This window comes from Nocardia vulneris, from assembly GCF_001613425.1.
GTDB classification, from domain to species: Bacteria; Actinomycetota; Actinomycetes; order Mycobacteriales; family Mycobacteriaceae; genus Nocardia; species Nocardia vulneris.
This window is the reverse complement of sequence record NZ_BDCI01000011.1, coordinates 26,523-42,468: the sequence shown is the minus strand read 5'-3', so window position 1 is coordinate 42,468 and position 15,946 is coordinate 26,523. Positions and strand designations below refer to the sequence as shown.

General features: G+C 67.7%; 16 protein-coding genes. 11 read left to right on the top strand and 5 right to left on the bottom strand.

Annotation, left to right across the window (positions count from 1 at the left end):
- Positions 1-7: 7 nt before the first annotated feature.
- From NVU01S_RS14565 to NVU01S_RS14555, 3 genes are all read left to right on the top strand, one after another.
- Positions 8-955, top strand: a complete 948-nt coding sequence (locus NVU01S_RS14565; protein ID WP_029895090.1) for a UbiA family prenyltransferase — start codon at positions 8-10, stop codon at positions 953-955.
- Positions 955-2,568: an AMP-binding protein gene (locus NVU01S_RS14560; protein WP_082032521.1), complete on the top strand. Its 1,614-nt coding sequence runs from the start codon at positions 955-957 to the stop codon at positions 2,566-2,568. The genes NVU01S_RS14565 and NVU01S_RS14560 overlap by 1 nt, the downstream gene beginning before the upstream one ends.
- 98 nt (positions 2,569-2,666) lie before the next feature.
- Positions 2,667-3,665 (top strand): polyprenyl synthetase family protein, encoded by a 999-nt coding sequence (locus tag NVU01S_RS14555; RefSeq protein WP_043683614.1) that lies wholly within the window; start codon positions 2,667-2,669, stop codon positions 3,663-3,665.
- 13 nt (positions 3,666-3,678) lie between these two features.
- Here the strand turns inward: NVU01S_RS14555 and NVU01S_RS14550 are convergent, their stop codons facing one another.
- The gene (locus tag NVU01S_RS14550) at positions 3,679-4,491 is read right to left on the bottom strand and encodes a UbiA family prenyltransferase (protein ID WP_043683611.1); all 813 of its coding nucleotides are present in this window, start codon (positions 4,489-4,491) and stop codon (positions 3,679-3,681) included.
- A 371-nt stretch (positions 4,492-4,862) separates the two neighbouring features.
- On the opposite strand from NVU01S_RS14550, the gene NVU01S_RS14545 reads away from it, so the two are divergent.
- Entirely contained in the window at positions 4,863-5,600 is a 738-nt protein-coding gene (locus NVU01S_RS14545) for an SDR family NAD(P)-dependent oxidoreductase (protein WP_043683607.1), read from the top strand.
- Here the strand turns inward: NVU01S_RS14545 and NVU01S_RS14540 are convergent.
- Positions 5,571-6,254: a response regulator gene (locus tag NVU01S_RS14540; protein ID WP_014987464.1), complete on the bottom strand. Its 684-nt coding sequence runs from the start codon at positions 6,252-6,254 to the stop codon at positions 5,571-5,573. The two genes, NVU01S_RS14545 and NVU01S_RS14540, sit on opposite strands and share 30 nt — an antisense overlap.
- Positions 6,251-7,411, bottom strand: coding sequence for a sensor histidine kinase (locus tag NVU01S_RS14535; protein WP_244467584.1), 1,161 nt, complete (start codon positions 7,409-7,411; stop codon positions 6,251-6,253). Before NVU01S_RS14535 ends, NVU01S_RS14540 begins: the two co-directional genes overlap by 4 nt.
- Before the next feature lie 338 nt (positions 7,412-7,749).
- Here NVU01S_RS14535 and NVU01S_RS14530 point away from each other — a divergent pair, with 338 nt between their 5' ends.
- The 3 genes from NVU01S_RS14530 (at position 7,750) to NVU01S_RS14520 (ending at position 10,369) form a co-directional block, all read left to right on the top strand.
- Complete coding sequence (locus NVU01S_RS14530) at positions 7,750-8,550, top strand: AfsR/SARP family transcriptional regulator (RefSeq protein WP_043683600.1); 801 nt, start codon at positions 7,750-7,752, stop codon at positions 8,548-8,550.
- Positions 8,551-8,915: 365 nt separating this feature from the next.
- Positions 8,916-9,257 carry a hypothetical protein gene (locus NVU01S_RS14525; RefSeq protein WP_156162025.1) on the top strand — a complete coding sequence of 114 codons (342 nt, stop codon included), beginning with the start codon at positions 8,916-8,918 and terminating at the stop codon, positions 9,255-9,257.
- Positions 9,258-9,580: 323 nt separating this feature from the next.
- Positions 9,581-10,369, top strand: coding sequence for an AfsR/SARP family transcriptional regulator (locus tag NVU01S_RS14520; RefSeq protein ID WP_043683592.1), 789 nt, complete (start codon positions 9,581-9,583; stop codon positions 10,367-10,369).
- Between the two features lie 136 nt (positions 10,370-10,505).
- Here NVU01S_RS14520 and NVU01S_RS14515 read toward each other — a convergent pair whose 3' ends face one another.
- Both NVU01S_RS14515 and NVU01S_RS14510 read right to left on the bottom strand, forming a co-directional pair.
- Positions 10,506-10,697, bottom strand: coding sequence for a hypothetical protein (locus tag NVU01S_RS14515; protein ID WP_043683589.1), 192 nt, complete (start codon positions 10,695-10,697; stop codon positions 10,506-10,508).
- The gene (locus NVU01S_RS14510; protein WP_156162024.1) at positions 10,694-11,362 is read right to left on the bottom strand and encodes a hypothetical protein; all 669 of its coding nucleotides are present in this window, start codon (positions 11,360-11,362) and stop codon (positions 10,694-10,696) included. The genes NVU01S_RS14515 and NVU01S_RS14510 overlap by 4 nt, the downstream gene beginning before the upstream one ends.
- 270 nt (positions 11,363-11,632) lie before the next feature.
- Between NVU01S_RS14510 and NVU01S_RS14505 the strand changes: the two genes are divergently transcribed.
- The 4 genes from NVU01S_RS14505 (at position 11,633) to NVU01S_RS14490 (ending at position 15,882) form a co-directional block, all read left to right on the top strand.
- Positions 11,633-12,106, top strand: coding sequence for a flavodoxin family protein (locus NVU01S_RS14505; RefSeq protein ID WP_043683579.1), 474 nt, complete (start codon positions 11,633-11,635; stop codon positions 12,104-12,106).
- A 187-nt stretch (positions 12,107-12,293) separates the two neighbouring features.
- Complete coding sequence (prpD, locus tag NVU01S_RS14500; protein WP_043683576.1) at positions 12,294-13,796, top strand: 2-methylcitrate dehydratase PrpD; 1,503 nt, start codon at positions 12,294-12,296, stop codon at positions 13,794-13,796.
- Complete coding sequence (gene prpB, locus NVU01S_RS14495) at positions 13,796-14,710, top strand: methylisocitrate lyase (protein ID WP_043683573.1); 915 nt, start codon at positions 13,796-13,798, stop codon at positions 14,708-14,710. The genes prpD and prpB overlap by 1 nt, the downstream gene beginning before the upstream one ends.
- Positions 14,710-15,882 (top strand): bifunctional 2-methylcitrate synthase/citrate synthase, encoded by a 1,173-nt coding sequence (locus tag NVU01S_RS14490; RefSeq protein WP_244467583.1) that lies wholly within the window; start codon positions 14,710-14,712, stop codon positions 15,880-15,882. Before prpB ends, NVU01S_RS14490 begins: the two co-directional genes overlap by 1 nt.
- The last annotated feature ends 64 nt before the right edge of the window (positions 15,883-15,946 follow it).

Genomic DNA, 15,946 nt, shown 5'->3' with positions numbered 1-15,946 from the left:
ACTCGACATGACCACTGAGACTATTCAGTCCACCGGAATCTCCTTCGGCGAGAAGGCCGGTGCCTATTTCCGCCTGGGGAAGCTCCGGGTGTACCACCACTTCTACGCCTGGCTGCTCGCCGTGCTGCTGCTCGCGCACGAGTCGATCAGCAAGCCCGGCATGGCCGCCGCGCTCGGCCTGATCCTGGTCGGCATGATCGCGATGAAGGTCGCCACCTGCGCCGCCGACGACGTCGTCGGCTTCCGCGACGGCAGCGACGCCAAGAACTACGCCACCGGCGGGCACCTGCCCAAGTCCAACAAGCCGCTGCTGTCGGGCATGCTGTCGGAACGCGAAGCGATCACCTTCGGCATCGTCACCGGGCTGATCGCGTTCGGCACCGGTCTGGCGCTGCTCATTCCGCTCGACGGGGATGTGCCGATCCCGTTCCTGATCGGGTACTTCGTGGTGATCGCGGTCGCCGTGCAGTACTCGTGGCTGTTCAAGTTCAGCTACCGCCCCACCGGCCTGGAGTTCGTGATCTTCCTGGTCAACACCGCGGAGGTGCTCGGCCCGTACTGGATCATCGCCCGGCACTGGTCCACCGACGCCGTGCTGATCGGCCTGCTGATCGGCGTGTGCATGCTGCTGGTGGTCTCGTACGCGAATTTCGGTGACCGCGAAGGGGATGCGGCCTCGGGGCGGCGCACCCTCGCGGCCGTCATCTCGCCGACGATCTACCGCGGCCTGATCGCCGTGCTGTCGGTGCTCAGCCTCGCCCTGCTGGTGGCGCCGTTCGTCATCGGCTCGCTGAACCCATGGCTGGTCGTGTGCGTGCTGCCCGCGATCGTGTTGCGCGCCATGCAGATCCGGGCCGGCCTGATCCAGGATCAGGTGCAGCGCGCCGTCATCCTCGGCTTCCGCAGCACCGACGCGGTCGGTCTCGGCCTCGCCGCGGCCCTGGTGCTGTCATGATGCTGCAGCGCACCGCGCAGGTGCTCCGATCGCTGGCCGTGCTCGGCAAGCGTGGTTTCATCCATCCCCGCCATCTGTCCGCGGACGTGCGCTCGGCCAAGATCGCCGCGCACTGCGGACCGTTCCCCGCCATGATCAGCTACATGGCGCGCTACGAGCCCGATCGCGCCGCCGTGGTCGACGCCCGCGGCAGCATCAGCTTCGGTGAGCTGGAACGGCAGTCGAACGCGCTGGCCCGCGGCCTGGCCGCCGCGGGCATCGGCCCCGGCGACGTGGCCGGCGTGCTGGCCCGCGACCATCGCGGCATGGTCGCGACCATGATCGCGACCGGCAAACTGGGCGTCCGGCTGGTCATCATGAACACCGGTTTCGCGGGACCGCAATTGCGCGACGTCGCCGAGCGTGAAGGCGTCACCGTGCTGTTCCACGACGCCGAGTTCAGCGCCCCCACCACCGCGTTGTCCGGCTCGGTGCGGCTGTTCGAGACCTGGAACGACGGGCCGCGCAGCGCGGACGGCCCGGCGCTGATCGATGACCTGATCACCGCCAACTCGACCACCCCGCCCCCGCTGCCCGCCGAGCCCGGCGGCCTGGTGCTGCTCACCAGCGGCACCACCGGCACGCCGAAAGGCGCCGTGCGCAAGCGTATTTCGCCGCTGCAATCGGCGCAGCTGCTCGACCGGGTCCCGCTCAGCCGGGGCGGCACCATGGTGATCGCCGCGCCGCTGTTCCACGCCACCGGCCTCGGGCAGTTCACCCTCGCCATGGCGCTGGGCAAGACCGTGGTGTTCGGCCGCGGCAAGTTCGACGCCGAGGCCACTCTCGCGAGCGTGGCCGAGCACCGGGCCGACACCCTGATCGTGGTCCCGACCATGCTGGGCCGCATCCTCGATCTCGGGCCCGAGGTGCTTGCCCGGTACGACGTTTCGTCGCTGCGCATCATCGCCAGCGGCGGGTCGGCGATCTCGCCGGGGCTCAGCGCCCGCACCGCCGCCGCCTTCGGCGACGTGCTCTACAACAACTACGGGGCCACCGAGGTCGCCGCGGTGTCGGTGGCCACGCCGGCCGAACTGCGGCGGGCGCCGGGCACCGTCGGCCGGCCGCCGGTGGGCGTGCGCGTCGCGCTGTTCGACCGCAACGACCGGGAGATCACCGAACCCGACACCCCGGGCATCATTTTCGTCGCCAACGGCCTCAGCTTCGGCGGGTACACCGACGGCCGGGACAAGGACCGGCACGGCGGGATGATCTCGACCGGCGACATCGGGCACTTCGACCGCTCCGGCCTGCTGTTCCTCGACGGCCGCAGCGACGACATGATCGTGTCCGGCGGCGAGAACGTCTACCCCGGCGAGGTGGAGAACCTGCTCGCCGACCGCGACGATATCGCCGACGCTGCCGCCATCGGCGTGGACGACGCGGATTTCGGCCAGCGGCTGCGGGCGTTCGTCGTGCCGCGCGCGGGCGCCGAGCTCGATCCCGAGGAAATCCGCAATTACGTCAAATCCCAGCTGGCTCGGTACAAGGTTCCGCGCGATGTCGTCATCGTCGCCGAGATTCCGCGCAATGGCTCCGGAAAGATCGTGCGCGCGCAATTGGCCGGAATTCCGTAACTACCTCGGGCTATGTCATTCCTCTATCTCCGAAAGGTGGTACTGCGACCATGTGCGCGGCAACCGGAATCTACTCCGTACAAGACACCAGAAACGACATGATGAAGCGTGCCGAACAGCTGGCACTCGAGTTCCTGGAAAAAGAGCACAAGCGCTGGTTTGCCTTGGACAGCGAGGCCGGTGCGACGATCGAGTCGATTGCCGAGCTGATGCGGGCCGGCGGTAAACGGATCAGGCCGGAGTTCTGCATCAGTGGATATCTCGCGGCGGGTGGTGATCCGGACGGGAGTTCGATCATCTCCGCGGCGGTAGCCACAGAGTTCCTGCACGCGAGTGCGCTGATCCACGACGACGTGTTCGACGAATCAGCGATCCGCCGCGGCGCCCCTTCGGTGCACGAGAAGTACGCGGCCCGGCATCGGGCGCTCGGCTGGCAGGGCGAATCGGGCCGGTTCGGCGAGAGCGTGGCGATCCTGGCCGGTGATCTGGCCCTCGTCTACGCCGATATCTTCATGGCCGAGGCGATGCCCGCGGTCACGGCGGCCTGGGGTGAACTGCGGGCCGAGCTGATGATCGGTCAGCATCTCGACGTGGTCGCGGCGGCGCGGTTCGCGGGCAACCCGCAGCTCTCGCGCACCATCGCCCAGCTGAAATCGGGCAACTACACGATCCACCGGCCGCTGCTGGTCGGCGCGATCCTGGCCGGCCGCCCCGATCTGGCGCAGCCGTTCGAGGCCTACGGTCTCGCGGTCGGCGAGGCGTTCCAGCTGCGCGACGACCTGCTCGACATGTTCGGTGACACCGACACGCTCGGCAAGCCCGCCCAGCTGGATCTCGAACGGCACAAGATGACCCTGCTGCTCTCGCTCGCCATCGAGCGGGACGAACAGGTCAGGGCATTGATCGACGCACCGGGAACGACCTCGGCGCACCTGCGCGAGCGGCTGCTCGAATCGGGGATTTCCGCCGCGGTGGAGCAGCACATCGGCGCGCTCGTCGAGCGGGGCAGTGCCGCGCTCGCCGACGTGGGTCTGGAACCGGGCTGGCAGGAGGAGCTGATCTCCATGGCTCATGGCGTCGCCTATCGGAACAAGTGAGCTGAGCTGAGCGCTAGTGCACACCGGCGATGAGCAGGGTGGCCAGCACCGCGATGTGCACGGCGTACTGGGTGACCATGAAGGCGCGATACGGGAGGCGGCGGTCGGTGCGGGAGGTGGCGCGGCGGGTCGTCGCGGCGAGCACGCCGACCGCCACCGCACCGATGGCCAGGGCGAGCGCCGACGGCGCCAGCATCGGCGCGAAAAGCAGAGCGGCTGCGCCGTATCCGGCGGCGATGAGCGCGGCGTTCACGGTCACCAGCAGGCGGACCCGGCCATCGCCCCACTTGATGACCGGGGTCTGGCGCCCGCCCGCCGCGTCACCCTCGGCATCGGACAGGTCCTTGACCAGCGCACCGACGCCGGCCATCCACAGCGACATCGCGGTGCCGAGCAGCAGCACCGGCAGTCCGCCCTGCTGACCCGCGGCCTGCCAGCCCGCCGCGTAGGTCAGCACGCCCATGCCGAGCACGAGCAGGGCAGCGGTGCTGCCGCGGCGTTTGCCGTAGAAAGGCGCACCGGAATAGGCGTAACCGCACGCCAGATGAGCCAGGATCAACAGCGGCAGCCAGCCGCCCGCGTCGACGACGCCGCCGATGGCCAGCGCGAGGGCGCCCGCCGCGATCACCCCGCCCGCGGCCACCGGCACCGGCAGCGATCCCCGGCTGATCGGCCGGGTCGAGCCGTTCGCCCGGTCCTCGGTGACGTCCATGACGCCGTTGAACACGTAGGCGGCCAGCGTCGCGAGCACCCAGGCCACGGCGGCCAGCAGCACCTGGCCGCCGAGCACCGACGCCCCGAGCACGGCCGCGGTCCCGAAACGCATCAGGAAGATGATCTGGACCGAGATCCGAGATTCCTGTAGGAATTCTTTCGAAAGCCGGACTAATACTGCTCCCGCCGTAGTATCGGCCGGGAATTGAATTGACGCAGCACCCATATTCATATCGCATTACGCTATGCCGGTGCCGACATATCGGATATTCCCCGAATGCGGTACTCCTCTCAGTGCTAAAAGGTGGACTCAGTGTATTGAAAGGAGCAATACCGCGTCTCCGGAATACTACTTTCGCAGCATCTGGGCCATGGCAGGCTCGGTGGATGTCGGCGATCGCGTAGGGTGGGCGCTCACGTGGGGACAGTCGGGTACATCGAACGAGACCCGACACGGTGCAAATTCCTGAAAGGAGCGTTGCCATGGTGGATAGCCGGCACCGCGTGGCCATCGTGACCGGAGCCGGCAGCGGCCTCGGTGCGGCAGTCGTGCGAAAGCTGGCGGCCCGCAAGTTCACCATCGCCCTGGTGGATCTGCGGGCATCGTGGTGCGACACCTCCCTGGACGCGCTCGGGCCCGACCGGGCCGGACTGTGGGCGTTCGGCGCGGATCTGCGCTATCTGCACGAGGCGGAGGCCACCGTGCTGCGGGTCGCCGAAACCCTGGGTCCGCCCATGGTGGTGGTGAACGCGCCGTTCCCGGGACGCGCCGACAGCGCGCCGGAGCTGCCGGACTGGGAATCGGTGGTGCACGCCCGGCTGCGGGCGCCGCTGCTGGTCAGTCGCGCGGCCGAGCGCTACCTGGCCGAGTCGGGCGCGGGCCGGATCGTGAACGTGGCCCAGATCGACTCCTCGGCGCGCAAGCGACCCGACGATCTGGTGATCCGGGAAACGTTGCACGCGTTGACCGAAACGCTGTCCAGGGAACTCGGCCCGCGCGGGGTGCAGGTGAATACCGTTGTCGCGGATATCAGTTGCGCGATCCGCACGCCCGACACCGGATCGCGGGCCCGGCCGGATTGCTGCCTCGCCGCGGAGGACGAAACCGCGGCCCTGGTGGACTATCTGGTCTCCGACGCCGCGGGCGCTGTTTCCGGGCGCATGATCGAGTCGCGCCATCCGGTCACCGGCTCACCGCCAGCTGCGGACACCCTGCGGTGACTCCACCTGCTGGCGCGAGATCAGCGCGCGCTCGACCGCCCGGTTGACCGCATCGATGCGCGAGACCGCCTCCAGCTTGGTGAAGATGTTGCGCAAATGCCGTTTCACCGTCGCCTCGGCCACGCCGAGGCGGGTGGCGATCTGGCGATTGCTGAGCGCCTCGGCCACCAGCACGAGCACCTCACGCTCGCGGGTCGACAGCGTGCTGGGATCCTCTGGCTCTTCGGCCCTGGCCCGCAAGCTCTCCGGCGACACCGAAAGGGTGACCGTCTGCGGCCCTTCGCCCACGGACTGCTGGATCGCCGAGACCAGGGTGTGGCGCCGGGCGCCCTTGTGCAGGTAGCCTCGGACGCCGAGCGAGAGCAGCTGCTGCACGAGCTGCTGCGCGTCGTGCATGCTCAGCACGATGATCCGCAGCGCCGGATCCTGTTCCAGCAGACGGCGAACCGTGTCCGGCGGATTGCTCTCGGGCATTTCCAGATCCAGCAGCAGCACGTCGGGGCGATGTTCGGCGGCCAGTTGAATCGCCGAGGTTCCGGTGCCGGCCTGCGCCACGATCTCGAAATCGGGTTCGGCCCGGAGCAGATCGCACAGTGCCTCTCGTAACAGGGTGTGGTCGTCGGCCACGAGAATGCGGATCTGGTTCTGGCTCATAAGTTTTGACGCTCCTGGGCGATCGGGATCCATAGGGTGACCCGGGTGCCGCGGCCCGGGGCGGAATCGATATGCACCGTGCCGCCGACCAGGTCGGAACGCTCCTGCAGGATCAGCAGGCCGTTGCCACGGCCGCTGGCGCGCAGCGCCTGAACGTCGAAGCCTTTGCCGTTGTCGATGATCTCGGCATGTACCTCGTGCGGCGCGATATCGATGTGCACGACGACGTTGGCCGCACCCGCGTGAGTGTATGCGTTGCGCAGGCACTCGCGGACCATGATGAACAGTTCCTCGGTGACCGCACCGGGTATCCACTTGTCGCTGCCGCGCACCCACATCTGCAGCGGCGCGCCCGACTGCCCCAGCGAGCCGGCGAAGCCGCGCAGCGCGGTTTCCAGCGAGCCGTTCACCCCGGGCTGGCGCAGTTCGCTGACCAGCTCGCGGCTGCGGGTAATCGTCTCCAGGATGGCGTCTTTGGCGAGCTGGACGTGCCGCGATCCCGAATCGTCGCCGGCGCGTTCGCATTCCAGCTCGTAGAGCTCGATCTGACGCAGCGCCAAGCTGACCGAGTTGCCGATGTGGTCGTGGATCTCCCGGGCCAGCCTGCGCTGTCCTTGCTCGTGCGCCTCCCGCACCCGCTGCAGCAGGAACGCGTCGTAGCCGATCGAACCGGACTCGAGCCGCAGCCCGATCCCCTGCTGTAGCGCGCGCACGGCAGCGACCAGGTCGGTCTGCGGTGCGCCGAGCTGCGCGGCGCATTCGGCGAGCACGGTCATGGCCAGATCGGCGATGATGCCGCCCGCGCGCACCGAATGGGTGATGTGGGCGCCCTGCCGCACGCGCTCGGTGCCGAGATCGAAGACGTCGGTCACGTGACTGACCATGGGACTGCCCGACGCGAGACTGCGCGCGCAGTCCTCGAAAATTCGGGTGGCTTGCAGCTCGCACTGTTCCCAGGCGGCCGAATTGGAAACGAGCGGGCTGCCGATCTCTTCGAGGCGGGCACGGTATTGCGCGATCAGCGAGGGAATTCGGGCGGTGAACAGTGCCGCGAAATCAGTTGACAAACTATCCGGCAGATCGGTCTCGACGCTTTGATTTGGCACTGATCTTCCTGTAGTATCTCTGCCGATCACACCCGCCCACCCTTCTCGCACTGCCCCGCCGCGCGCAACCCGGCCGGCATCCGGGCTCAGCGTAGAACTAGATCGAATCCTACCCCGGCGTCGAGGGCCCTTCCAGCGTTCTGCATTGAAACGGCGTGCCGCTCAATACGTTCGATCCTGCGGATGGGTACCACGTCGGGGACATTCTCTACTGCAGCGTAGACCAAGAGGTTCGATCCCGGATCGAACTTACCGGTCCGGTTATCCCTTCGGAGTAGTCGGTATCTCTTAGGGCGCAGGTCCGTTGCCCGCGCCGGGGTGCCGTGTTGCTATCGAGAAGGCGACGTCCGATCGCCGAGACTCGTGCAGATGCGAAGGTTGTTCAGCTGATGGAAGTATCGGAAACACGCCCGCGGAACGAGGTGCGGTTCACCGTGCTCGGCCCGCTCCAGGTGGGTACCGCCGATCGCGCCTACGCCGTGCAGGGCGCGAAGGTCAAGACCATCCTGGCCGCCCTGCTGGCCCGGGCCGATCGTCCGGTGAGCGTGGCCGCCCTCGGCACCGAACTCTGGGGTGGCCGCCCGCCCGGACACCCGGAAACCACTGTCCGCGTACACATCTACCATTTGCGCCGCGCACTCGGCCGCTACCTGGGCGTGCCCGGCGAGCAGATCGTGCGCACCGATCCGACCGGCTACCGGCTGGTGGCGGACGCCGCGCAGATCGACGCCGGGCGGTTCGACGCCTGGGGCGAGCGCAGCGTGACGCTGCTGCGCCGGGGCCTGCCCGAGGCCGCCGCCGTCCTGGCGCAGGACGCGCTGCGGCTGTGGCAGGGTTCGAGCGCGCTGCCGCACGTGACACCGGGGCCGATCGTGAGCAGCTACGTCAACTACCTCGACGAGCGCCGGTTGCGCGTGCTCGCTTGCCACGCCGACGCGCTGATGGCCCTGGGGCAGTTCGCCGATCTCGTTGCGGCACTGCGCGAACTCGTCGCCGATCACCCGCTCGACGAATCCTTCCACCTGCGCCTGATCGCCGCGCTGCACCGATCCGGCCGGCGCGCGGACGCGCTGCGCGCCTGTCAGGAGCTGCGCCGAGTCCTCGATCGCGAGCTGGGCCTCGGCCCCTCGGCCCAGATGCTGGAACTGGAGCAGGAGATCCTGCGGGTGCCCGAGCCGGCGAGCGTGTAACCCGTCCCGAGTCGACGGGCCCGTCCCTTTTGTCCGGATAAGAATGTCCGGCCATTCTTGTCGCGCCCGCCCGGGAATCACAGCGAACGGCAATAACTGCACCGAATTCACCCAACGGTGCGGCGATGACCAAAAAGTGGTACGCGGCCATTGTGACCTGCACGGCCCCGGCGCCGATCCCGTCAGCTTTTACACGAGATTTACCACACTTTTATCCGGTCGACCGAGCATCGCTAATATCGGACACGTAGAAAGGGGGCAGGCATGCGAACCGGGATGCCGACGGAAACTGCTGCACCGCAGGACCATTCGACGAAGGAACCGACATGATCTGCGCCGCAGGAACATTCGACAAGGGAAACGACATGACGTCGAACGACGCCCGGGCCGAGGTCGCCCCGGACGAAGATGACCGCACCGTCCTGGTCGAGGAGGACGGCGTGACGTGCTGGATGGAACGCGTACCGCCGGACCGGTGCGGCACCCTGCACCACGACCCGCGCTCCTCGATCACCGTCGTGCTCTCCGGTGGTCCGGTCGAGGTGGTCGACGAGCACGATCATGTGCTCAGCCGGACCACCCTGACCACCGGTCAGATCATCCGCGGCGGCGGCCTGCCCGCGCCGTACCGGCTCTACAACCTCGCCGACCAAGCTCTGGTCCTGGTGGTCATCGAACTACCCGACCCGCCTGCGCCGACGTCCTGACGATTTCCCCTATAGCACAAAGAGATTCGACGGCCCGTGGTCATCGGGGGCACCCGCCCCGGACCACGGGCCGTTTATCGTGCGAGCGCTGCGAGATTCGGCCGCCGACCGACACGAGATCGAATAAACAATGGCAAAACCGAGCGCACGCCCCGATTATCGAGGGCATCGATGCGACGTTTGTGTGACCCGGCTACTCCTTTCGACGCAGTGTGCTCCCACAGGATGGATTGGCGGGCCGGTGGCGGTCGGTTTTGATAGTGGAAGTAGGGATGCAACAACGGATTCGCTCGACGAGTCCGGTTGAGATGGATGGACACACAATGGTTGAGATCAGAATTCTCGGTCCGCTGGAGATCGAAGGTGATACGGGAATGCCTCGGCTCGACTCGTACCGGCAGCGAGCCGTACTCGGCTTGCTCGCACTGGAGGCAAACCGCGTCACCTCGATCGAAAGCCTGACCGATGCGGTGTGGGACGGCGAACCCCCGGCGACGGCACGATCGCAGATCCAGATCTGCATCTCGGTGCTGCGCCGGGTGCTCGCCGACAGCGGTTGCCCGGCCGCCATCGAGACGCGCGCGCCCGGGTATCGGCTGGTCTTCGACCCATCGAACCTGGACAGCGCGCAGTTCGACGACCTGCTGACCCAGGCCAGGGTGCAGGAGCAGGACGGCAATCTCACGGGCGCGCTGGTCGCGCTGCGGATGGCGTTGCGGCTGTGGCGCGGACCGGTGCTCGCGGATGTGCCCAGCGGTCGCATCCAGCGCATCGCCTACCCGCTCACCGAGCGCCGGGTGGCCGCGGAACTGTCCCGGTTCCGGATCGAGCTGGCGCTCGGCCGGGCCTGGGAGATCGTGCCCGACCTGCAAGCACATGTCGACGCGCATCCGCTGTGGGAAGAGACCTATGGCTACCTGATGCTCGCCCTGTACCGCTGCGGGCGCACGGCCGAGGCCTTGGAGGTCTATCAGCGGGCGCGGGCCACGCTGATCCAGCAGGTCGGGCTGGAACCCTCCGATGAGCTGCGCAAGCTGGAACGGGCCATTCTGGCCGGAGGTGAAAGTCTGCCCCGGCCGGCGCTGTTCGAACCGGCGCGGCGTGCCGGGTGAGCCCGGCGCACTGAAGGCCCGTCGCAGCGGCCATCGGGATCGCCCCCGGGGCACCGGACGGCCGCGGCGGGCACCGCACAACCGGCGCGGGCACAGCGACAGCTATACGAAAGCTGTTGCTGTGCCCGCGTTCTCGCTATCGGACCGGTTCCGGGTCGCCGAGCAGTACGAAAATCTCGGACAGGTCGTACTCGGCGCGACCGGGTCTGCCGTACCGGGTCAGCTTGCCGCGACTCGCCCATTTCCTGATGGTCTCCTGCTTGACTCCCGCGGCGAGCGCGGCGAGTTCGGTCGGCACCAGGCGCCGGTCGGCCAAACGCATGCTCATGCGACCGCCTCCCCGCGCCGCACGGCGTGCCGCTGCGGCCGGCTGACCCGTCGCTGCAACGCCAGCCACTGATGCGGCTGCCAGCTGTGCCCCGCCGAGCAACGCACCAGGCTGTCGCCCGGCCCGGCCGTAGCCAGCTGGGCGTACACCTTCTGGTGGCACCCTGGGCGGTCGCAGTCGCCCACCTCGATCTGGTTCGGCACCGGGTCGATCACCTGCTGGGCCAGGGCGTGCACCTCGGCGAACTCGTCCATCGCGTCGACGATCGCCGGATGCGCGGCCAGCCAATCCCCGTACTGCAGCAGGAAATCCACCAGCGTGCTGATGTCGCGGCGCGGCCGCCGCGGTGGCCGGGCCTCGTCCACCACCATGGCCGCCCACGAGGCCGCGAGCGCCAGCACCTCGGTGCGGGCTTCGACCAGCGCGTCCTTGAGGACGATGCCCTGGCGCAGTCCGCCCCGGGCCGGTGCCATCCTGCGGTTGCGCTCGCCCTGCAGTAACTCGCCGCACCGCGCGTACAGCACCGGCAATTGCCGCAGTGTCTCGAAAAAACGAGACAGGCAATCGGGGCACACGCGCACATCGTCGGCCGGTGGCGTGGATCGCAATGTTTCGATCGCCACGGCGCTGCGGCAGGTCGGATTTTCGCATAATGCCTCGGACATCTGTCTGCTCCTTCGGGCGCTGTCGTCTTGGCACTGCCCACGGTTGCAGAGCCGCGTATTCCCCCGATATCTCCTGCCTGTTGCGCCGCGATAGCGGAACAGCGTGGGTGAATGGAGGCACGCGCACTACTCCGTTCGGATAATTTCCCCACCCATTCCGCACCGATAGGCTGACGGAGTGGCTCGCGACTGGACCATTACGGAAAGAGAGCCTGTGACCCGCTCTGACCAGCAGCACAGTGAATTCGAGAAAGCGAAAGGAGCATCGTCATGAAGGCCATCATCGTGTGCACCTCCGTGTCGCATGGCAACACGAAGAGGATCGCCGACGTCATGGGCCAGATCCTGGAGGCCCGGGTGGTCGAGCCCGGCCAGATCACCGCTGCCGAGCTCGCCACCTACGACCTGGTGGGCTTCGGCTCGGGCATTTTCAACATGGCCTTCCACCCGGAGCTGCGTGACTTCGTCAAGTCCCTGCCGGAGGGGCAGCAGGGCAAGGCATTCGTGTTCGCCAGCAGCGGCTTCCCCGAGCCGAAGTTCCGGCAGTACACCCGCACGCTGTCGAAGCTGATCGAGCAGAAGGGCTTCTCGGTCGTCGACGTCTTCACCTGCCGCGGCTTCGACACCTGGCTGCCGCTCAAGATCGTCGGCGGAATCCGTAAGGGGCACCCCGACGCCGACGATCTGGATGCGGCGCGCACCTTCGCCGTCGGTCTGCGCTCCCGGATCGGCGCCCCGTCCTGACCTTTCGCAGGCACGCACACGAAACCCCCGGAAACCCCGGGGGTTTTTCGTGTTCCGGCGGCGGTTTCGCGGTCAGATGCGGTCGCAGCGGGGCACACAACCTTCGCAACTTCGCCGATCCGGTTCCGCAAAAATAGGCATTTGCGAGGCGGTTCCGGCTCGCGCGCGGCTCGGTAGCGTGCGAAACATGAAGAATCATCTCGTTCGCACCCACCGCTCCGCTGAGCCGTTCCCGCGCGAAGAGCACCTCGCCTGGCGCATCGCCGAGGTCGCCGCCGATCCGGTCGAGGTGGCGGCGGAGACCGCGGAGATGATCGTCAACCGGATCATCGACAACGCCGCGGTCGCGGCCGCGTCCATCACCCGGCGTCCGGTCGCCAACGCGCGGGCCCAGGCGCTGACCCACCCGTACCAGCCGGGCGCGACCGTCTTCGGCGTCGAGGGCCGTTTCTCGCCGGAGTGGGCGGCGTGGGCCAATGGTGTCGCGGTGCGTGAACTCGACTTCCACGACACATTTCTGGCGGCGGAGTACTCGCATCCCGGGGACAACATTCCCTCGATCCTGGCCGTGGCCCAGCACGCCGGGCGCAGTGGTCGCGACCTGATCCGTGCTCTGGCAACGGGTTACGAGATCCAGGTGGATCTGGTGCGGGCGATCTGCTTGCACGAGCACAAGATCGACCATGTCGCCCATCTCGGGCCGTCGGCCGCGGCGGGCATCGGCACGCTGCTCGGGCTGGACACCGAGACGATCTACCAGGCCATCGGGCAGGCACTGCACACCACCACCGCGACCCGCCAGTCCCGCAAGGGCGAGATCTCCAGTTGGAAGGCCTACGCCCCGGCGTTCGCGGGCAAGATGGCCGTCGAAGCCGTCGACCGGGCGATGCGCGGTGAGGGTGCGCCGTCGCCGATCTGGGAGGGCGAGGACGGGGTGATCGCCTGGCTGCTCGGCGGGCCGAAGGCGGAGTACTCGGTGCCGCTGCCCGGACCGGGCGAGCCCAAGCGCGGAATTCTCGACACCTACACCAAGGAACACTCCGCCGAATACCAGAGCCAAGCGCCGATCGATCTGGCGTTCCGCCTGCGCGAGCGGGTCGGCGATCTGGACCAGATCGCCTCGATCGTGCTGCACACCAGCCATCACACGCACTACGTGATCGGCACCGGATCCGGCGATCCGCAGAAGTTCGATCCCGCGGCCTCGCGCGAAACCCTCGACCACTCGATCATGTACATCTTCGCGGTCGCCCTGCAGGACGGCACCTGGCATCACGAGCGCTCCTACGCGCCCGAGCGCGCCCAGCGGCCCGACACCGTCGCACTGTGGAACAAGATCTCCACCGCCGAAGATGCCGAGTGGACCCGCCGCTACCACTCCACCGACCCCAACGAGAAGGCATTCGGCGCGCGCGCCGAAATCACCTTGAAGAGCGGCGAAGTCATCACCGACGAACTCGCCGTCGCCGACGCACACCCGCTCGGCGCGCGCCCGTTCGCCCGCGAGCAGTACATCGCCAAATTCCGCACCCTCGCAGAAGGCGTGATCGAGCCCGCCGAGCAGGATCGGTTCCTCGACGCCGCGCAGCGCACGCCCGAGCTCGCGCCGGCCGAGCTGAGCGGGCTCACCTTCACCGTCTCCGACGAGGTGCCGGCGCGTTCGCCGCAGTCGCCCAAGGGCCTGTTCTGATGACCGGCCTGCTGGCGGCGACGACCTCGGCCGCCGACAAGCGTGCGGCTTTCCGGGCGGGCTTGGCCTCGGGCAGTATCCAGCGACTACCCGGTGCTTTCAATCCGTTGGTGGCCAAGCTGATCCAGGAGATCGGGTTCGAGGGCGTCTACGTCTCGGGCGCGGTGGTCTCCGCCGAACTCGCGCTGCCCGATATCGGGCTCACCACGCTCAGCGAGGTCACCGAGCGTGGCCGCCAGATCGCGCGGGTCACGGATCTGCCCGTGCTCATCGACGCCGATACCGGTTTCGGTGAGCCGATGAGCGCGGCCCGCACCGTGACGCTGCTGGAGGACGCCGGTATCGCGGGATGCCACCTCGAAGACCAGGTGAACCCCAAGCGCTGCGGCCACCTGGACGGCAAGGCCGTGGTGCCGACGCAGGAGATGGTGCGCCGCCTGCGCGCGGCCGTATCCGCAAGGCGCGACCCGAATTTCGTGATCTGCGCGCGCACCGACGCCGCCGGGATCGAAGGCATCGACGCCGCCGTCGAACGGGCGAAGGCCTACGCCGACGCCGGCGCCGACTTGATCTTCACCGAGGCGCTGTACAGCACGGCCGATTTCGAGAAGTTTCGCGCCGCGATCTCGATTCCGTTGCTGGCCAACATGACCGAGTTCGGCAAGTCCGAGCTCCTGACGGCGCAGGCGCTCGAGTCGATCGGTTACAACGCGGTCATCTATCCCGTATCCACACTGCGGCTGGCGATGTGGGCCGCCGAACAGGGCTTGCGCGAGATCTTCGCCGCGGGCACCCAGGCGGGGCTGCTCGACCGGATGCAGCACCGCAGCAGGCTCTACGAACTGCTCGAGTACGAGCGCTACAACGAATTCGACTCCGAGATCTTCAATTTCAGGCTGGGGAAGGACCAGTAATGAACGCAGCAGCGCTGAGCGATTCGGTGCGCGACGGCGACCGGGCGACGGGTGCCTCCGCGATACCGACGATCTACAAGGGGCTCGCGGGCGTCGTCGTCGATACCACCGCGGTGTCCAAGGTGGTGCCGGAGACCAACTCGCTGACCTACCGCGGCTATGCCGTGCAGGATCTGGCCGCGCACTGCAGTTTCGAGCAGGTCGCCTACCTGCTGTGGCACGGTGAACTGCCCAACGACGCTCAGCTGGAACGGTTCTGCCAGCAGGAGCGGGCCGCCCGTCGCGTCGATCGGTCGCTGTTGTCGCTCGTGACCAAGATGCCCGACAACTGCCATCCGATGGACGTGGTGCGCACCGCGATCAGCTACCTCGGCGCCGAGGACCCGGCGGAGGCCGACAACAGCCCGGCGGCCAACCGCGCCAAGGCGTTACGGATGCTGGCGGTGCTGCCGACCATCGTCGCCGCCGATCACCGCCGCCGCCACGGGCAGGACCCGATCGCGCCGCATTCGCATCTGGGCTTCGCCGAGAACTTCCTGAACATGTGCTTCGGCAAGGTCCCGTCCCGGGAGCTGGTGCACGCGTTCGAGGTATCGCTGATCCTGTACGCCGAGCACAGCTTCAACGCGTCCACCTTCGCCGCGCGCGTGGTCACCTCGACGCTGTCCGATATCTACAGCGCGGTGACCGCGGCCATCGGCGCGCTCAAGGGTCCGCTGCACGGCGGCGCCAACGAGGCGGTCATGCACGACATGCTCGCGATCGGCGATCCCGCCCTGGCCGAACAGTGGTTGCGTGACAAGCTGGCCAACAAGGAAAAGGTGATGGGCTTCGGCCACCGGGTCTACAAGAACGGTGACTCCCGGGTGCCGACCATGAAGCAGGCCTTCCTCGACATCGCCGCCGCGACCGACGGCGCGCGGTGGGTGCGGATGTACGAGATCCTCGAACGCACGATGACCGAGGCCACGGGCATCAAGCCCAATCTCGACTTTCCGACCGGGCCCGCGTACTACCTGCTCGGCTTCGATATCGAGGTGTTCACCCCGATCTTCGTGATGAGCCGCATCACCGGCTGGGCCGCGCACATCATCGAGCAGGGCGAATCCAACGCCTTGATCCGCCCGCTGAGCGAATACGTCGGCGTGCCACAGCGTTCGGTCGTCGCCTGATCTCGATCACCCGAAACCGCCAGGTCCTGCCCTGCTGGGGGAACTCATCGTGGAAGATGGATGA

Coding starts and splice junctions, on each gene's coding strand:
- NVU01S_RS14565 (WP_029895090.1), top strand. CDS start 8: ATGACCACTGAGACTATTCAGTCCACCGGAATCTCCTTCGGCGAGAAG.
- NVU01S_RS14560 (WP_082032521.1), top strand. CDS start 955: ATGCTGCAGCGCACCGCGCAGGTGCTCCGATCGCTGGCCGTGCTCGGC.
- NVU01S_RS14555 (WP_043683614.1), top strand. CDS start 2,667: ATGATGAAGCGTGCCGAACAGCTGGCACTCGAGTTCCTGGAAAAAGAG.
- NVU01S_RS14550 (WP_043683611.1), bottom strand. CDS start 4,491: ATGCGTTTCGGGACCGCGGCCGTGCTCGGGGCGTCGGTGCTCGGCGGC.
- NVU01S_RS14545 (WP_043683607.1), top strand. CDS start 4,863: ATGGTGGATAGCCGGCACCGCGTGGCCATCGTGACCGGAGCCGGCAGC.
- NVU01S_RS14540 (WP_014987464.1), bottom strand. CDS start 6,254: ATGAGCCAGAACCAGATCCGCATTCTCGTGGCCGACGACCACACCCTG.
- NVU01S_RS14530 (WP_043683600.1), top strand. CDS start 7,750: ATGGAAGTATCGGAAACACGCCCGCGGAACGAGGTGCGGTTCACCGTG.
- NVU01S_RS14525 (WP_156162025.1), top strand. CDS start 8,916: ATGACGTCGAACGACGCCCGGGCCGAGGTCGCCCCGGACGAAGATGAC.
- NVU01S_RS14520 (WP_043683592.1), top strand. CDS start 9,581: ATGGTTGAGATCAGAATTCTCGGTCCGCTGGAGATCGAAGGTGATACG.
- NVU01S_RS14515 (WP_043683589.1), bottom strand. CDS start 10,697: ATGAGCATGCGTTTGGCCGACCGGCGCCTGGTGCCGACCGAACTCGCC.
- NVU01S_RS14510 (WP_156162024.1), bottom strand. CDS start 11,362: ATGTCCGAGGCATTATGCGAAAATCCGACCTGCCGCAGCGCCGTGGCG.
- NVU01S_RS14505 (WP_043683579.1), top strand. CDS start 11,633: ATGAAGGCCATCATCGTGTGCACCTCCGTGTCGCATGGCAACACGAAG.
- prpD (WP_043683576.1), top strand. CDS start 12,294: ATGAAGAATCATCTCGTTCGCACCCACCGCTCCGCTGAGCCGTTCCCG.
- prpB (WP_043683573.1), top strand. CDS start 13,796: ATGACCGGCCTGCTGGCGGCGACGACCTCGGCCGCCGACAAGCGTGCG.
- NVU01S_RS14490 (WP_244467583.1), top strand. CDS start 14,710: ATGAACGCAGCAGCGCTGAGCGATTCGGTGCGCGACGGCGACCGGGCG.